The organism is Kribbella qitaiheensis, from assembly GCF_014217565.1.
GTDB lineage: Bacteria > Actinomycetota > Actinomycetes > Propionibacteriales > Kribbellaceae > Kribbella > Kribbella qitaiheensis_A.
The window spans coordinates 574,722-591,628 of record NZ_CP043661.1 but is presented as its reverse complement, the minus strand read 5'-3'; the positions used below and the strand labels follow the sequence as shown (position 1 = coordinate 591,628).

Sequence of the window (16,907 nt, the reverse complement as noted above, 5' to 3'; positions counted from 1 at the left end):
TGTCCACTCGAACGGCCGGGGGCTGCGTGAACTGCGGATCCGGCCTACTCGCGCCAGGCGAGCCTGCCGCCGAGGAGCATCCGGTCGACGCGAGCGGTCGCGTCGTCAAGGAGGAACCGGCCGGTCTGCGTGAGATCGCCGGTGGTGAGGTCGCGCACAGTGAAGTGCAGGTCGTCGTGGAGCGTCAGCTCCGCGAACGGCTCGCCGTCCACCGCCATGCGCAGGCCACCACCATCCCGCCTGACCACGGCGTACCCGGTGTCCCCGTTCGTGTAGTTCCCCAGGCACTCCTCTGCGCCCGTCCCCGCCGCGGGCGAGGCCGTGTCCGCGGCAGCGACGTGTTCGCCGATCGCGAGGCCGGGCGCACCGATGTCGGCGACGAGCTGTCGCCACATGGCGTACCCGGTGTTCGCGTTGGTCGTGAGGGCCATCACCGTGCCCGCCGGGTCCACCCGCAGGTGACACGACGTCCCGTCGGCGTTGCCGTCGTGGCCCCACCATCGGGAAGGGCCGGAGTCGAACATGGCGAGGCCGAGACCCCAGCCGTCGGCCAGGCCGTAGGGCTGAGCCGACGGCACCGGGGTGCGCATCTGGGCGCGGTACTCCGGGGGCAGCGGCACGCCGACCGGGACGCCGGGGTCGTCCAGAAAGATTCGGCCGAAGGCGACGAGGTCCGACGCGCTCATGGCCAACCCGCCGGCGGGCTCCTCGACGGGCGTGAGGGTCTGGGCCACGGCGCGGGTCCGCTCCAGCGCACGGTTCACCGAATGACCCGCGACCTGCTGTTCGTCGGTGGGATCGGTGATGAAGACGGGAGGTATCCCCAGTGGCTGCAGCACGATGGCGTCGACGGCTTCCCGCCACGACATGCCGGTCACGCGTTCAACCAGGCTGCCGACCAAGACGTAGCCAGCGCTGGAGTAGGAGAATTGCCCGCCCGGCCGATGGATGTCCGCCATGTCGCGGCAGCAATCGAGCAGGTACCCGCGCGGCGACGAGCCGGTCGGGGTACCGGCGTCAGGCAGGCCGCTCGTGTGGCTCAGGAGGTGCCGCAACGTCAGTTGTCCGGACAGAGGCATGGGCAGACTCGCCCAGCCGAGGTCGTACTCCGCCACCGAGGTGTCGAGGCCGAGCTCCCCGTCCGCCACGAGCACCATTGCCGTGGTGGCGGTGAACGCCTTCGTGATGGAGCCGATGGGGAACTTCTCCGTTCCGGAGACAATTCCTCCATTCCCGGGCTCCGATTCTCCCACCTCGAAAGTGGTGGTCGTCCCGCCTCTGTGCACAGCGAATTGCGCAGCGGGTACCCGAAATGTTTTTACTGCACTGCGAAGAATGACCGAAAGGCGGTCCATTCCCATTCCAACCCCCTGTCGATCAGTCACTCGAGCAGGTTACGAGCACATCACGCTGCGGTATGAAGCGCAAGATACGACGCTACTCCGGACAACATCGAACGGTGTCGGACAGCGAGAAACTAGTTATGAATAAAACTATGAATAAAGTGTCGGACACTCGCCCGACACCACCGAAAGGACTAACGTCCGCCAGACCGCTCACCCCATCGTCACAGGGGCTGGAGGGCGCGCTTCGGGAAGCAGCCGGATGCCCTAGCCCCGACGTAGGCATGCTTCGGCTTCGGCTTCGGCTTCGGCCTCGGCCTCGGCTTCCCGAACCATCAGACGTGCGTAGAGCCGGAGCAACTCGTGTACGCGGTACCGCCCGGCCGAGGATTGCTGCAGCATGTGCACATCCAGCAACGCCTCCAGGACTTGCTCGGCCTCGGCGATGTCGCAGTGGGCCGTCGTGGCCAGCACGCGGGCGTCGATGTCGTCCTCGGCGAGCATGCACAGGAGCCGGAAGACACGCTGCACAGCGGGCGCCAACTGCTCGTAGGACAGCGCGAGCGCGGCGGTGAGGCGCCGGTCGCCGGCGGCCAGCTCGTCCAGCCTGCGCCCGCTGTTGCGCAGCCGTTCGGCGAGGTAGGCCACCGACCACGCCCGCCTCGCCTGCAACCGGGCCGCCGCCAGCCGGATGGCGAGCGGCAGGTATCCGCAGAGCCGCACCACGTCGCCGACGGCCACGAACTCGTGAGCGGCACGGTCGTTCCCGAGTGCCCGGGCGAACAGGGCAATCGCGTCACCCGGCGGCGGGACGTCCAGGGACAGTGTGGAAGCGGCGTCGAGATCCACCAAGCGTCGTCGGCTGGTGACGAGCGTCAGGCAGCCGGCCGACCCGGGTAGCAGGGGCCGGACCTGCGCGGCATTACTCACGTCGTCCAAAACGGTGAGCACCCTGCGGTTCGCGAGCTGGGCCCGCCAGAGAGCCGCGCGTGCCTCCAGCTCCTCCGGGATCTGGTCGCCGTGCACACCCCAGGCCCGGAGCAGGGTCTCAAGCGCGAACTCGGGCCCCACAGGCTGCGCGCCCGCGCTGTGAGCGTGCAGCCGGAGGAACAGTTGCCCGTCCGGGTACCGCTCCACCATGCGGTGCGCGGCATGCACGACCAGCGCCGTCTTCCCGACCCCGGCCATGCCGTCGATCACCGCGACCGTCGTCGCGGCGCGAGCACCGTCGTCCGCGGACGGACCTGAGAACAGCCACCGGAGCTCGGCCCCGCGGCCGGTGAAATCGGCGAGGTCACCGGGCAGGTCGTTGCGTCCGATCCCCGTGCCCAGCGCGCCAACCGCCATCACGCCGTCCTCGGCCTCTTTCCGGCCTGCCGCCGGCGCCCCGAGGTTCGTCGATGCCGCGAGGCGGCGCCAGGTCTCGCGCCAGCGGACCACCTCCCGTTCGATCTCCGCCGTCGCCTGGCCACGGGCACGCAGGCAGGCGGCGACGAACCCCTCCACGAACTCCATCCTCGGCAACCGGGGCAGGCCTTCCCCATTGAGGATGCCGGACGTGGTACTCGGCGGCAGGAGGTCCACGGCGCCGTGGGCCGTCGTGGTCTGACCACCGAGCACCCGCATTCGCCGAAGGGACGGCTTTCCGGCCCAGAGCCGGAGCCGGTTCAGCGCAGCCACGAATTCCGTGGCACTGCTGAGATGCTCGGGCGACACAGGCATGTCCGGTTCGTGGGCATCCATCGTGATCTCCCTGCGACAGCTCGTACCGGCCATTCCCGACATGTCGATCAGCACGCACAGGCAAAGGAATTCCGCCCCATCACGCCTCGGTGGTTCAATGACAACAAACATTTGACCGCCGGCGAGTTCGAAAGATGATCAAATGTCATCTCAGCGTTGGCACAGCCCACATGATCCCCATACTCACTCGCAGGCAAACTGCTCGTCGACACCGTGGACCGCGAAGTCGCCCCATTGGTCCACCCCCCAGACGCGACGGCACCCGAACATAGTTTTTACCACTCAATTCGTTGCTCGCCCCCGTCGTGGCGTGTCGGCGGCCCCAGATCCGCCATTTCAGACGATCCGCCACACCAATTCGTCGGCATCCATTCCCTGTGCCGCCAGCACACACCACTGCTGGGTCCGAGGTCGATCAGGCGCGGTCGACCTGCGCCGTCACCTCGCCCGGCAGACAGACGTCTGATTCGTCAGCGAAACCGCCGGGCTGGAACATCTCACTGATTCACATCAGCGTCGCGCCGCCTGGAGCGGCGCCAGGTCCGTGATCACCTACACGCAGGTTCGTCACGGTCCCGATCGCCTTCAGAACTACGAAGATCGCCACCAGGACCTGATAGCGGCACAACACCGGGGTGAGGTGACGATGTGGATGACTCAGCAGCAGGACCACGGAGTGGCGGCGGGCTCGATCACCCCGCCGGCTGTCGTCGCTGTGCCGCCACGCCGCGGGCTGGGGACTGCCGGTGGTGTCCCCGATCTCCGACGACGATCACCGGCCTAAGTTCCAGCGCGGGCCGGCGGGCCAGCTCCGCCCGCGACGCATCGTCTCGACGAGATCCTCGGGTGGCTGTGGTCGTTCAGCTGCGGGCAGCAATTGCAGCGCCGGCGGTTCGTTAGCAACAAACGTGGACACCCGGCTGGGCAGAACCTCTCTGCACTATGCGGCCCTAGACGGTACCGTCGACAGGTCAGGAACCTCCCGGCTAGCCTCGCCGTTTCACGGAAATTGGTTCGACACGTGAGGTGAAAGGCGAGAATGCCTGGCCTGTAAGGGAAAATTGGATTTGCGATGAACCAATGATCTCGAACAGGAAGGCACTCTCGGGTGGTGCGCACCAAGGGCAAGGCCCGGTTCAAGGTGTCGGCAGATGGTAAGGGGGTCGTGTCGCATGCCGGGGCCGCGCGGCTGCGGGAACTGGCCGCCGAGACCGGGCTGGTGCAGGGGTGGACCAAGGCCCTGATCGACACCTATTCGCTGCCGCCGATCCATCAGCCGGGGCAGGTGCTGGCCGATGTGGCGGTGACGATCGCCGATGGTGGTGACGCGTTACGGCATCTGCGGACGTTGCGGGACCAGCCGAGGCTGTTCGCGCCGGTCGCGTCCGATCCGACCGCGTGGCGGGTCGTCGACAAGATCGACGCTGCCCGGCTTGCAGCGTTCCGGGCGGCACGGGCAACAGCCCGGGAGCGGGCCTGGGCGGTCGGTGCCGGCCCGGACCTGACCTGACCGAACAGTTGTGGCTGCACTTCGACGCGACCCTGCTGATCGCGCACTTGGACAAGGAAACGCCGCACCGACGTGGAAGAAGGGATATGGGTTCCACCCGCTGCTGTGCAGCTTCGCAGGTGGAAAGCCCCGTTGTCCGAACATGTACATCCCCTTCTCCCGTAGGTGACCTGTAGGTGCCGACGCCGACAGCTCCCGTCCGTGGCCGCGCGAAACGCCGGGCCGGACCGGGCGGACGAGACTCACGTAAGGTGACCAACGGGCACAGGGAGTAGCGATAGCCGGGGAGTACGCATTGACCAAGCAGCCAGGGTCGTTCGACCCGTTTCGTCTTGATGATCAGGTTCCCTACCTGCTGCGACTGGACAGCGCTTGCCGGGAGGAGGCGCTCCGGCTCGGGGTGGAGCTTCGCTATCCGGCGCGATCCGTGGTGATGCGCGAAGGCGAGCCGTCGACTCATGTCCTGCTGGTCCGCAGTGGTTGGCTCAAGGTCACAGCAAACTCAGCAAACGGTCACGAGGGGCTGCTGGCGATGCGCGGACCCGGCGATGTGGTCGGCGAGAGTGCGGCGCTGGATGGCACCAGCCGGAATATGACGGTCACCACGCTCGAACCAGTGCAGGCGCGCAACGTGCCTTCCGACGCGTTCTCGCGGTTTCTGGACAACCAGCCCAAAGCGATGCGGCAATTGCTCGCACTGACGACCGATCGGTGGCGTACGTCCGATCGCAAGTTGCTCCAACAAGCCGTGACCACTGTGCGTCAGAGACTCGCGCGGCTTCTGCTCGAGTTGGCCGACGTCCATGGTGAGCGGGACGCGCTCGGGGTGCTGATCCGCGTTCCGCTGACCCAGCAGGAGCTGGCCGGTTCGGTCGGTTCTTCCCGCGAAGGGGTGACCCGGGTACTGAAGGAGTTCCGCGCGAGCGGTCTCGTGGCGACCCGCGGCCGGCAGTACGTCGTACTGCGTCCTGAGGTTCTGCGCCGTATCTACAGCGAAGGTGAATCCGTCACACAAGGCCCGTGACAGCGGTCCTTTCGGAGCCCTCCGAAGGACGGGATGCTGAGGTCTCATCCCGAACCGGAGGTAGACCATGGGCGATCCTGTCCACAAGACGATCCTGCTGCTGGACATCCAGAAGTTCGGACCACGGCTCCATCTCGAACAGGCCGAGGCCCACCGCGTGCTGTACTCGATCCTGCGTCGAGTACTTGCCAGTGCGGGGATCGAGCAGATGAGTGTCCGGACGGAGGACCGCGGGGACGGCGTTTTCGTACTACTCGACGCGGGCGTTCCGAAGGTCCGCGTCATCCGGGCGCTGCTGACCGACCTGCCGACCGCCCTGTACGACTACAACCGGCTGGCCAGCGAGTCGGCCCAAGTCCGGATGCGAACGGTCCTGCATGCCGGCGATGTCGAGATCACCTCCGACGGTGCCGTCGGGCCGCCCGTGGTCGAAGCGTTCCGGCTGATCAACTCCGAGGTACTACGGAAGGCCCTGGCGGATGCCGGCGAACCCAGCGTCCTGTGCGTGTCGGACGCCATCCATCGCGACGTGGTCCGGCACGACCACAGCGGCATCAGGGTGGATCGATTCCACCGCCTCGTGGCGGTGAGCAAGGAAGGGCCGTTGCCCGCCTGGGTGCACACGGCGATGCCTGCTGCTGACGGACAGGCCGGCAACACCAGCAGCCCGGCCGATCAGCCACCGGCGCAGCCCTCGCCGCCCGCTTCGGGGAACTTCTTCAACGGAGCCGTCACGGTCCAGGGAGATGCTGTCGGCGGGAACAAGACCGTGCACGGCGGACCGGCATGACAGCCGAGGCACAGGAAACTGACGTCGGCACGGCAGCCGCCGACGACGAGCTTGTGACAGCCGACGAAGCCGCCCGACAGTTCCGTGCGGGTGCACCGCATCTGTTGGCAAGCAGCGCGAACGTGCTCGGTGAGACGAGCGTCAGCGGCGATGTCGTGGCGGGCGACAAGATCGTGAAGATCTACCCCCTGACCGAGCTGGCGCGTCCACTGGTCAGCGGGCCAGTGCCGGCCGGCTACCGCGCTGAACTCACCCGGAGGTTCGCCGAGCCGCGAGACTACGGCGTACTGCTCAGTCGTCTTCGCGCCGAGCGAATTCTCGTGCTGCGCGGTCCAGCTGATTCCGGACGGCGGATGGTGTCGCTGAGTATGCTCGCGAACGTACTCACCGAGCGCGATCCCCTGGTCGTTCTCGATCCGGCCGTCACCCCTGATCGGCTGGTCGACGTCCTGCAGCCAGGAACCGGGCATCTCGTCGCCGACCTCACCACCACAGCCGAATCCCCGTTGCGTCAGCTCCATCTTCACGCGGCGCGCCGGTTCCTGGAGGAGTCCGACGGCTACCTGGTCATCACCATGGACCACCACGCGGCGCTGGATGACTCCCTGGACGAGCTGTGCACGGTGCAATCGATTCCACCCGTCGAGATCCTCACGGCCCATCTCAGCGCCGTCGCGGAGCCTTCGGCCTGGGCGGCGGCCGTCGAGCTCCCCGAAACCCAGGCGTACCTGTCGGCCGATCCGGCACCGGCCGAGATCGCCGGTTTCGCCCAGATCCTGCTCATCCATCTCGGTGGTGGTCTGACCGCCGACGAGCTCACGGCGTACGGCGCAGACGCTGCCGAGAGGCTGGCTCGCCGGCTATTCGCCGATGCCGGCTGTTCGCTACGAGACAAGGCGTTCTTGATCGCGCTCGCCGTCTTCGACCAGTCGCCGTACCCGGTCATCGCGGAAGCAGGTGATGCCCTCTACCTCGCATTCCAGCATCAGGAGGATCCGGTCCGGCCCGCTGGGTTGTCGATCTTCGGCACCGACCGCAGCGCACGGCTGGCACGCGCCCGGGCGGTGGAGTACGACGAGGAGGTCACCGGCGGGCCGGCCCCGGCTGACTGGGTTTCGCTATCGCTCCACCTGGCCGATCCTGCTGCGCCACGTCTGGTCCGAGCACCCTGCCGCACGCGAGCCGATCATCGGCTGGTTGCTCGAACTCGGGAACACAACTCGCCAGCAGAGACATGTTCGAGCTGCGGTAGCAGCCGGTTGCCTGGCCGCAGTGGACTTCGCCACGGTCCGCGACCGGTTGCTGGTTCCGTGGGCCGGGTCGGACCTGCTCCGCCGCCGTCAACTCGCTGCCTGGGCGTTGTCCACCGCCGTCGACCAAGGCGCCGAGGCCTCGGTCCGGGGTCTGCTGCGCGACTGGGCCGACGGCAGTGTCGCGAAACGCTGGACCACCACACGGACCGTCTCTGTTCTCGCCGACCTGCTCGGCAGGTCAGCGATCGGCCTCATCCACACCATCGCACGCCAACCCGCCCAGGACGAACGGTTGGCCCGCGAGCTGGTCCAAACCGTCGCAGATCTGCTGACCGGACCGGTCGCCCTGCAAACACTGGGAACGCTTACCAACTGGGCCACCGCAGGCAACCCGTGCCGGCCCCTCGCCTTCCGGGCGTTCCTGCGAGCCGCGGACAGGCGAGAGTCCTCGCGGGCGGCCAGCCGGCCGATCCTGCTTCGCCTGGCTGCTTCCAACCGAGCAGCCTGGGCTTACCACAGCGAACTGTGGCGCACGATGCTCAACGACACCAAGGACAACAAGGACGCTCGGCAATGCCTTGCCCGTTGGGTTGTCCTGGCCGGCGGGGATCAGGATCTCGAGACCCAGCTCGGCAGGTTGTTCAGTGGGTTGGCCCGTTCACCCAACGAGAGTGCCCGGCTCGACCACCTTCTGCGCTATCTGCCGGCAACCGCTCCGGCAACCGCCTTGCCGGTCGCCGAGCGCTTGCGCGAACGCCTTCCGGTCCCATCGATTGCCGACCTCTGAGGAGTACCGATGTCCCCGTCCGTATCTGATCCCGGCGGTCTGCCGACCGACCGGCCGCAAGTCCTCAACGACCCGATCCTCACCGTCCGGGGCCTTCGGCGATTCGAATTCGTCCGGAGCCGTCCTGAGGCGTCCGCCGACCGGGCCGTAGTTCTCCTCGCCGCCGACGGCAGCGTTACGACGTACGGCGTCGACCGCCAGCCGACCCGCGGTGAACTCGTCGTCCGGAACCTCCGCACCCTCTACGAGGTTGACGTCGCCCATCATCACCAGTACTTCGAGTACCGCCTTCCGAGTCAGGGCGACGCGTTCTTCTTCCAGACCGAGGTAGACGTGAGCTGGTTCGTCGCCGCCCCGGAGACCGTCGTACGACGCGGCGTTCGCGATGTCCGGGCAACCGTCGAGCCGGCCTTGCGCCGGCTGATGACCAAGCAGACCCGCCTGTTCGCCATCGAGGACAACGCGGCCGCCGAGGAGGCAGTCAACCGCGCATTGGACGAGGCCAGGATCGGCGCCGACTTCGGTCTCCGGGTCGACTGCGCGGTCCGTCTCGGGCTCGACAGCGACGCGCTCGAACACTTCGCTTCGCTGCGCCGCAGCGGCTACGGCACGGTCCAGGCAGCCGCCCGGCATCTGGGTGCCAAAGCCGCCTCCGAACAGGAGCACGAGATCATCCAGGCGAAGGTCGACCGGTACAACGAGTTGTTCCGTCAGGACGACAACCTGTGGGCACTGATGCTGGCTCGCAACCCCGACGATCTTCCACTGGTCCTCGAAGGCCGGCGCGCAGACGAGCGACAGGCGATGGCGAACCGCCTGCAGCTCATTCAGAAGATGATCGACGCCGGGCAACTGGAAGACCACATGCTCGAGGAGCCGACTCAGCTGGCGATCAAGACCTTGCGGGAGATCCTGGCGAACGCGGCCGACGGTACGACGACCCAACGCCCGCTCTACAAACAGCAACTCCCCTCTCCCGATCCGAACGCTGATCACCAACTGCCACCGGGACCCGACGATGACCGTTGAGTACGCCGTGGGGCTCGCGGTGGGGCTGTACTTGTTCCTGCGCTGGATACTGCACCCGCTGGCGATCCGTCTGCCGGCAAGCATCGATCTGATCGTCGATGCGACCAGTGCCTTGTTCCTGACGCCGGAGTACCTGGGCACCACGATCTCTCGCAAGCTCGTGAAACGCCCCCTGCCACTGGCATTCCTGTACGGCGAGGCCGTGTGCGGGCTCGCCTGCCTGGTCCACGGCCTCGGTTTGACGCTCGCCGACGCTCTTCGGAACGCCTCCGCCGAAATCACTCATCGGCAAGCCCTGATCGGCGGCGCGGTCGGCGGCGTCTGCCTGGTGATCCTGTCATGAGACCCGGCCTGTCCAGTGGCAGCCGAATTCCCGCGCGTAGGCAGCCGAGCCGACGGACCTGTCGCGGCAAAGCGGTCGGCGTCCAGCGAACTCTGGCCGTTCAGATGGTGGCTGATCTGCGAAGCGAGATCGTCAGAGCCGACACCAAAGCCTCCCTGCTGATCGCGGCGATGGGGCTCGGGTTGGGAGCACCTTTGGGAACCAGCCGGTTCGATCCGTCCCGCTGCTCCGGCAACAGCGTCTGTGGTTCCTCGTGGTTGCTGGCCTGCCTGCTCTGGCTTGCTGCGTTGGGCTGTCTGCTGACCGCGCTGACGCCTCGCTACCGCCGCAGCTCCTGGAGCGGCGGCACCCCGGTGACGTCGTTCGCCGACATCCACCGGGCCGCCAGAACCGGGCACCTGCCCGACGCAGTCCGCAGTACCGGTTTCGATGAGCAGACCAGCCTGCTCACAACCGCGGCGGACCTCAGCCGAATCGTTCTCCTAAAATACCGCTGGATCCGGGCTTCCTTGATCTGCTTCGCCCTTGGGATGCCGGCGATCGCTGTCTCGATGGTGGCCACCTGAAGGACGCGCCCTGTTGTGGGGCCCGTGGTGCGAAGGCGCGCGATCTCGGACGTCGGCCGACGTTGAGTACCGATGAAGGCGATGCGGCGACGGCCGAGCTCGACCAGGTGCGCGGTCGCGGCCCGGGCTGCGGCGACGTTGTCAATGCCGACGTGGTCCACCATGCCCAGGCTGGAGCGTTCACCTAGCAGCCTGATCAACCGGCCAACCGGCGACGCGGAAGGCATCGTGATGGCATAGTGCGCCCGGGGCAGATCGGCGGCGTGGGTGGGAGATGGGCTTCGGTATGTGGCGGGACAGAGCGCGGTACTGGTTCGACGGCACGATGTCGCGAGGGACTCCTGCGCTGATCGGCTGGCTCGGTCTCGCCTCGGCCTTGCTGGTCGTGATGGTATCGGGGCTACTGCTCCTCTTCGCGCCCGGCGACGTCGGCGGCCATGGCGGCTGGCACGGTGTGCTGTGGATGAGCCTGCTCCGCACCCTTGACCCGGGCACGATGGGCGGCGATCAGGGCGGTCTGGTCTTTCTGGCCCTGATGCTGATCGCGACGCTCGGCGGCATCTTCATCGTCAGTTCGTTCATCGGCGTGCTGACCACCGGGCTCGAGAACAAGATCACCGTACTGCGCAAGGGCCGCTCGCGAATCGTCGAGCAGGACCACACCGTCGTCCTCGGCTGGTCCGAGCAGATCTTCACCGTGGTGGCGGAACTGGCCGAGGCCAACAAGAGCAACCGCCGATCCTGTGTCGCGATCCTCGCCGACAAGGACAAGGTGGAGATGGAGGACGCCATCCGCGCCCGCGTCCCGGACCTCGGCAAGACGGCCGTGGTCTGCCGGACCGGCAGCCCACTGCGCCCCTCCGATCTTCCGCTGGTCAGCCTGGCCACCGCTCGATCGGTCATGGTCCTGCCGCCCGACTCGGCCGATCCCGACATCCACGTGATCAAGGTGCTGCTGTCACTGGGCAGCCGAGCGACGGGCACGGCCGGACCGCACATCGTGGCGGCCGTGGCAGACTCGGCCAACCTCCCCGCCGCCCGCCTGGCGGGAGGACCGCGGGCACAACTCATCGGTGCCGACGAGCTCGCCGTACGGCTGCTCGTCAACGCCCATCGCCAATCGGGCCTCTCGGCGGTGTGCGCCGACCTGCTCGCCTTCGCCGGCAACGAGTTCTACCTCAGAGCCGAGCCCTCGTTGGCCGGTACCACCTTCGGTGATGCCGCACACGCCTACGAACTCGGCATCCCGGTCGGCCTGCGCCACAGCGACGACTCCATCGTCCTCAACCCACCCGCCGGCCAGCCGATCGCGACCGGCGACGAACTGATCGTGCTGGCCGAGGACGACACCATGATCCGGCTGACCCAGGCACCGGCCACGATCATCGAAGCCGCCATCGCTCCGCAGGTCACGCAGACGCAGGTGCCGACCAAGACGCTGATGATCGGCTGGAACAAGCGAGCACCGCAGATCCTCGAACTGCTCGACGCCTTCGCCTATCCAGGTTCCGTACTACGAATAGCCGGCCGCGACTCCGCCGTCGCGACCGGAAGTCCGGACACGTTGTCGATCTCAGCGAGAGGGTGCGACCCCACCAATCGTGCCGAACTGGAGACCTTGGACGTCTGCAGCTATCAGCACGTGATCGTCTTGTCGGCCGACGACATCGGCGCACAGGAAGCGGACGCACGCACGCTGGTCACGCTGCTGCATCTGCGCGACCTGGCGACCTCGATGGACCAGCCGTACTCGATCGTCAGCGAGATCAACGACGACGCGAACCGCGAGATCGCCGAGGTGACCCGCGCCGACGACTTCGTCGTCAGTGACAAGCTGATCAGCCTGCTGCTCACCCAGCTCACCGAGAACCGGCATCTCGCCGCCGTCTTCGACGACCTGTTCAACCCCGAGAACGCCGAGATCTACCTCAAGCCCGCCACCGACTACCTCCGGCCGGACACCCCCGCCACCTTCGCGACCATCGCCGAGGCCGCCCGCCGTCGCGGCGAGACCGCTATCGGGTACCGGGTCCACGACCAGTTCTACCGGCCGCCGGAGTACGGCGTCGTGCTCAACCCACCCAAGAACGAGCCGCTGACCCTCCGCGCCGGCGACCGGGTCGTCGTACTGGCCGAAGAGTGAGCTCAGTCGAGGGGGGCCGGTTCGATCCGGTCTCGCCGATTCGAGCAAGCCGGCGTACGGTTCAGGGGAGGTGTCTTCCGGAAGGATTGACCCGTGCGATCGCACCGCATCGATGCATCAAGAGTGCCGAACAGCGGTAGCACACGCTGCTGGCAGGGGCCACATCGTCCCGACCTCGTCGGGCCGGACCGGCGCCAGCCCACCGGAGAGTCGATCATCATGCTCCAGCGGGCCGCCGGCAACCGCGGTGTGAGTCAGTTGCTGCTCGGCCGTCAGCAGGTCGCCGCCGCGGCGCCGGTCGTGCAGCGTCTCAGCTACGGCCTCGACAGACAGACGAGCCAGGACAAGTACGTGGACCAAGCCGTCAAACTGTGGACCACGCAGCCCGGGATGTCGCTCAAAAACTTCGCCAACTCCATGATGAAGACGATCGGGGTGGAGTTGAACGGCTACGGTGTCCCGTTGTTCGGGTGGACGTTCGTGTCTGGCGCAGGCGCATCCGGCCTCTTCGACTCCAAAGCCTGGAAGGTGCAGGTGAACGTCTCGAAATTCAGCAGTCGTACGATACCGAAGACCCTCAAGGACCTGACGGTGGCCGAGGTCACCGAAGTGGTCGGGACGCTCTACCACGAGTCCCGTCACACCGACCAGGATGTCCTGATCATCCGCGAGCAGCTCGACCAGAAGAAGACGGCCGACCAGATTTTCGCGGACACCAAGATCCGCAGGGACGTGATCAAAGCGGTAGCGGCCTCCAAGTACAGCAACCCGCTCGACGCCGATCAGATCGCCCATGCCAAGCGCATGTTCGACGTCATGTACGGCGCCCACAAGGAGTTGCTCGAGTTCCTCATGCGGAACTCGGCCGCCTTTGAAGGTCTCGACACTTTGGCGGCGCCGACCTCCAAGCTCTCGGCTGCCGCGGCACACATCAAGACCTTCGCCGCCTGGCAGTCAGCCGTGCTGCAGCCAAAACTCAAGCAAATGAAGGCGATGAAGAGCCCGACGCCCGCCGAAACGGCACTCCTCCAGCGACTGCAGCTGGTCGATACTTCCTTGACGAACCTCATGGCCGGCTGGAAGAAGGTCGCCGGGGTGAAGGCCCCGGCCCAGGCGGATGTGGACGACGTCCGAGACCTGGCGGCCGACGCCCGGGACGCGATATTCGACGCGTACGTGAAATTGGAGGGCGAGCAAGACGCAATCCGTGTCGAGGACGAGATAAAGACGGCGTTCACCTCGAAGGTTGCCAAGCCGTAAATCCTAGGCCGCCGTGAGCAAGGGCCTCGTGAGCTGGTTAGGCGACGCGGTACGGCGTGAACTGCATCGGCGGGTTGGCGTAGGCGTCCTGTGACTCGACGAGCTGCAACTCGCGCTCTCCTGACTCGTGCGTGCGCGAAAGCAACTCGAACACGCTCGAGGTTGTCCGGGCGAGGGCGTCCGCGAGATCGCCCGTACGGCGGTAGTGCGCCGTGAAGAGCGCAGCCGTCACGTCACCCGAGCCGTTCGCCTTCATCGGGATGTACGGCGTTTGCACGAGCCAGGCGCCACTGTCGTCAACGGCGAGCATCTCGATCGTGCCGTCCTCGCGGTCAGGGCGCTCAACGCTGGTGACGAGCACCGTGCGCGGCCCGGTCGCGCGCACGAGCTCGACCGATGCCAGCGTGGACTCGAGGCTGTCAGGCTCGGTGCCGGTCAGAAAGCCCAGCTCGAACTGGTTGGGCGTGATGATGTCGGCGGCCGGAACCACCCGATCGCGCAGCAGCACCGGAATTGCCGGAGCGACGAAGCACCCGGACTTCGCGTTCCCCATCACCGGGTCGCAGGAGTACACCGCCGCGGGATTCGCCGCCTTCACCCGCTTCACCGCATCGAGGATGACGTCGGCGATCCCCTCGCCACCTTGGTACCCCGAAAGCACCACGTCGATCTGCGGAAGTACTCCGCGCTCCTCGATGCCCAGGAGAACCTCTCGCACGTCGTCCGGGCTGATCATCGGCCCGCGCCACGCTCCATAGCCGGTGTGGTTCGAGAAGTTCACCGTGTACACGGGCAGCACCTCGACGCCGATCCGCTGGAGCGGAAAGACGGCCGCCGAATTACCCACGTGCCCAAAAGCGACCGCAGACTGAATCGAGAGAATCTTCACCGACCGATCATCCCACTGCGACCCCGGCGAGCACCTCGACCCCTGCCATCCAGCGAAGAGCGCGTGGAGCCCGGCTCGGCATGATCGTGTTCGTTCTGGGTCGGGGCGCCACTGCGAGTGAAGCAACTGGTAAATACCATCTGGGCGCTCTGTCCGGCAGCGAACAACTCTTGGTATTTACCAGTGTATTTGGCAACAACCACCCGGTGGAATTACTTATGCTGGATTCATTCGAAAAGATCGGCGAACCTCTTGCGGTTCACTCACGCGGCATTCATGCTCAACGATCAGGCGGCCCTTCCGCCCGATCTTTGCCGCGAAGGAGAACCGAAGAGTCATGTCACGTCAGCGAACGACAATCTTCCTCGTCGCAGCCGCCTCGATCGCTTCGATGGTGAGCGGCGCCAATGCCGCCATCGGCTCGACCGGTCAGGCCGACCGCAGCTCAGGTACGTGCGGCGTACTGTTCGACGACTTCCAGTACAAGTCGGCTACCGATCCTGATCTCGCCGACCACGGCTGGAACGCGCGGAGTGAAATGGGCGGCCCCGGCGTGCCGGGCACAGCGTGGCCGGCAAGCAACGTCTCCTTCGTGAGCACCGGCGGCCAGAAGGTCGCTCAGCTCCGGGCGACGACCAACGGCACAGCCCCCGGTACGACCAACGCCGAACTCCGCCGAACAACCATGAACCTGCGGAACGGGACCTACGCGACCCGCGTCCGGTACGCCGACAAGCCGGCCACCGGACCGGACGGCGACCACCTCAACGAGACCGCGTTCGCCATCGGCCCGACAAAGTTCGACTATGACCCGATCTACAGCGAACTCGACTTCACCGAATACCTGCCGAACGGAGGCTGGGGAGAGACCGGCCCCATCAACTTCCAGACGAGCTGGCACACCTTCCGAGAAGACCCGTGGGACGCACGCACCGCGGAGAGCCGCCAGGCCAGATCGCTCAACGGCTGGCATACCTACGTCACGCAGGTCGGCAACGGCCACGCGAGGTACTACATCGACGGCAAGCTCACTGCCGACCACACCGTCGACCAGGACGGCAACACCATCCTGCCGCGCCAGGACATGAGCATGAACTGGAACCTGTGGTTCATCGATCTGGATGCGCACCAGGGCACAGCGACAAGCGAGTACCACCAGCAGATCGACTGGGCCTACTACGCCAAGAACGACACCGTCTCGCCGGCACAGGCCGATGCCCGCGTGGAGAAGTTCCGCAAGCACGACACCACCTACCAGGACACCTTGATCAACACCGGGAGCTGCGAGAACTACCAGCCGCCGGAGCACTGAGCTCTGCCCCGGGAGCTGCGGCGCAGGAATCCGGCCGGGCCTGATTCCTGCGCCGCATGCCAGGTGGAAAACGATGCCTCGGCAACGAGCCGACCTGGCATAGCGGCGTAAAATGCGAGACCTTCCGACATAACTAAGGACGGGTCCTCGTGGTAGGCAGCCTGCGAAAGCGAGATCGGGCCCGCGAGTACCTGCTCGGGCTGGTCGAGTCGCGGGCGGTCGGTCAAGCGATCCCGTCCGAGCGCCAACTGTCTGCCGAACTCGAGATCTCCCGACCCACCCTTCGAGCAGTGGTCGACGACCTGGTTCGCGATGGCCGGCTGATTCGCGAGCACGGCCGCGGCATGTTCGTCGGCAGCCCCAAGGTCGCTCAGCAGATCACCGGCACCCATGGAGCGACCTACCCGGCAGCACCCGGAACCTGGACCAGCAGGGTTCTCAGCCACGCCACGATCCAAGCCGGCACCTTGATCGGCAACCGGCTCGGGATCACACCTAACACAGCCGTACTGCGGATCGCCCGGCAACGCCTTGTCAACGGCGACCCGATCTGTCTGGAGACGATCCACGTTCTGCAGGAGATCGTCCCCGAGTTCGACGTGCGGGCTATCGAGCAGAGCTCGTTCTACATGTTGCTCGAAGAACGTTATGGCGTGATCCCGACCGATGCCGAACAGACCCACGCGGCAGCAGCGGCCGATGCCATCGAGTCCGCCCTGCTCGGCCTCCCACTGGATGCTCCGATCCTGATCTTGGAGCGAACCACCCGTGACCAGAACGGCCGCAGGTTCGAGTTCACCCGCGCCGCCTACCGCGGTGATCGCTACCAAGTAAGCACGCACCTGAGCCTCTCCAAGCCGACCGTCGATCCTCCGAACGCCGAATAGTCGCCTGGCCTGGACCAGATCGGCCAAG

General features: G+C 66.4%; 15 protein-coding genes and 1 pseudogene. 12 read left to right on the top strand and 4 right to left on the bottom strand.

What is annotated here, in order from left to right; all coding sequences use genetic code 11:
* Nucleotides 1-44: 44 nt before the first annotated feature.
* Nucleotides 45-1,355, bottom strand: a complete 1,311-nt coding sequence (locus F1D05_RS02695; RefSeq protein WP_246486379.1) for a serine hydrolase domain-containing protein — start codon at nt 1,353-1,355, stop codon at nt 45-47.
* A gap of 255 nt (nt 1,356-1,610) precedes the next feature.
* Entirely contained in the window at nt 1,611-3,086 is a 1,476-nt protein-coding gene (locus F1D05_RS02690; RefSeq protein WP_185445850.1) for an NB-ARC domain-containing protein, read from the bottom strand.
* Between the two features lie 1,108 nt (nt 3,087-4,194).
* Here F1D05_RS02690 and F1D05_RS02680 point away from each other — a divergent pair.
* From F1D05_RS02680 to F1D05_RS02670, 3 genes and pseudogenes are all read left to right on the top strand, one after another.
* Nucleotides 4,195-4,705: pseudogene (locus F1D05_RS02680) on the top strand (transposase); the annotation flags it as partial.
* Between the two features lie 186 nt (nt 4,706-4,891).
* The gene (locus tag F1D05_RS02675; RefSeq protein WP_185445848.1) at nt 4,892-5,620 is read left to right on the top strand and encodes a Crp/Fnr family transcriptional regulator; all 729 of its coding nucleotides are present in this window, start codon (nt 4,892-4,894) and stop codon (nt 5,618-5,620) included.
* Nucleotides 5,621-5,687: 67 nt separating this feature from the next.
* The gene (locus F1D05_RS02670) at nt 5,688-6,410 is read left to right on the top strand and encodes a hypothetical protein (RefSeq protein ID WP_185445847.1); all 723 of its coding nucleotides are present in this window, start codon (nt 5,688-5,690) and stop codon (nt 6,408-6,410) included.
* On the opposite strand, the gene F1D05_RS02665 is transcribed toward F1D05_RS02670, so the two are convergent.
* Nucleotides 6,296-7,198 (bottom strand): hypothetical protein, encoded by a 903-nt coding sequence (locus tag F1D05_RS02665; RefSeq protein WP_185445846.1) that lies wholly within the window; start codon nt 7,196-7,198, stop codon nt 6,296-6,298. The genes F1D05_RS02670 and F1D05_RS02665 overlap by 115 nt on opposite strands.
* A 484-nt stretch (nt 7,199-7,682) precedes the next feature.
* On the opposite strand from F1D05_RS02665, the gene F1D05_RS02660 reads away from it, so the two are divergent.
* The 7 genes from F1D05_RS02660 (at nt 7,683) to F1D05_RS02635 (ending at nt 13,791) form a co-directional block, all read left to right on the top strand.
* Complete coding sequence (locus F1D05_RS02660; protein WP_185445845.1) at nt 7,683-8,450, top strand: hypothetical protein; 768 nt, start codon at nt 7,683-7,685, stop codon at nt 8,448-8,450.
* Nucleotides 8,451-8,459: 9 nt separating this feature from the next.
* A complete protein-coding gene (locus F1D05_RS02655) occupies nt 8,460-9,479 on the top strand; it encodes a hypothetical protein (RefSeq protein WP_185445844.1) in 1,020 nt (339 codons plus the stop codon).
* A 7-nt stretch (nt 9,480-9,486) separates the two neighbouring features.
* On the top strand, nt 9,487-9,822 hold the full coding sequence (locus tag F1D05_RS02650; RefSeq protein ID WP_185445843.1) for a hypothetical protein: 336 nt from the start codon (nt 9,487-9,489) through the stop codon (nt 9,820-9,822).
* 107 nt (nt 9,823-9,929) lie between these two features.
* Nucleotides 9,930-10,388 (top strand): Pycsar system effector family protein, encoded by a 459-nt coding sequence (locus tag F1D05_RS02645; protein ID WP_206686052.1) that lies wholly within the window; start codon nt 9,930-9,932, stop codon nt 10,386-10,388.
* A 62-nt stretch (nt 10,389-10,450) separates the two neighbouring features.
* Nucleotides 10,451-10,576: a hypothetical protein gene (locus F1D05_RS42750; RefSeq protein ID WP_428994991.1), complete on the top strand. Its 126-nt coding sequence runs from the start codon at nt 10,451-10,453 to the stop codon at nt 10,574-10,576.
* An 86-nt stretch (nt 10,577-10,662) separates the two neighbouring features.
* Nucleotides 10,663-12,531 (top strand): CASTOR/POLLUX-related putative ion channel, encoded by a 1,869-nt coding sequence (locus tag F1D05_RS02640; RefSeq protein ID WP_185445841.1) that lies wholly within the window; start codon nt 10,663-10,665, stop codon nt 12,529-12,531.
* A 258-nt stretch (nt 12,532-12,789) separates the two neighbouring features.
* On the top strand, nt 12,790-13,791 hold the full coding sequence (locus F1D05_RS02635) for a hypothetical protein (RefSeq protein ID WP_185445840.1): 1,002 nt from the start codon (nt 12,790-12,792) through the stop codon (nt 13,789-13,791).
* A 37-nt stretch (nt 13,792-13,828) separates the two neighbouring features.
* Here the strand turns inward: F1D05_RS02635 and pdxY are convergent, their stop codons facing one another.
* Nucleotides 13,829-14,680, bottom strand: coding sequence for a pyridoxal kinase PdxY (pdxY, locus tag F1D05_RS02630; RefSeq protein WP_185445839.1), 852 nt, complete (start codon nt 14,678-14,680; stop codon nt 13,829-13,831).
* 337 nt (nt 14,681-15,017) lie between these two features.
* On the opposite strand from pdxY, the gene F1D05_RS02625 reads away from it, so the two are divergent.
* Together F1D05_RS02625 and F1D05_RS02620 are read left to right on the top strand one after the other, a co-directional pair.
* A complete protein-coding gene (locus F1D05_RS02625; protein ID WP_185445838.1) occupies nt 15,018-15,992 on the top strand; it encodes a glycoside hydrolase family 16 protein in 975 nt (324 codons plus the stop codon).
* 149 nt (nt 15,993-16,141) lie between these two features.
* Nucleotides 16,142-16,879, top strand: a complete 738-nt coding sequence (locus tag F1D05_RS02620) for a GntR family transcriptional regulator (RefSeq protein ID WP_185445837.1) — start codon at nt 16,142-16,144, stop codon at nt 16,877-16,879.
* Nucleotides 16,880-16,907 lie beyond the last annotated feature (28 nt).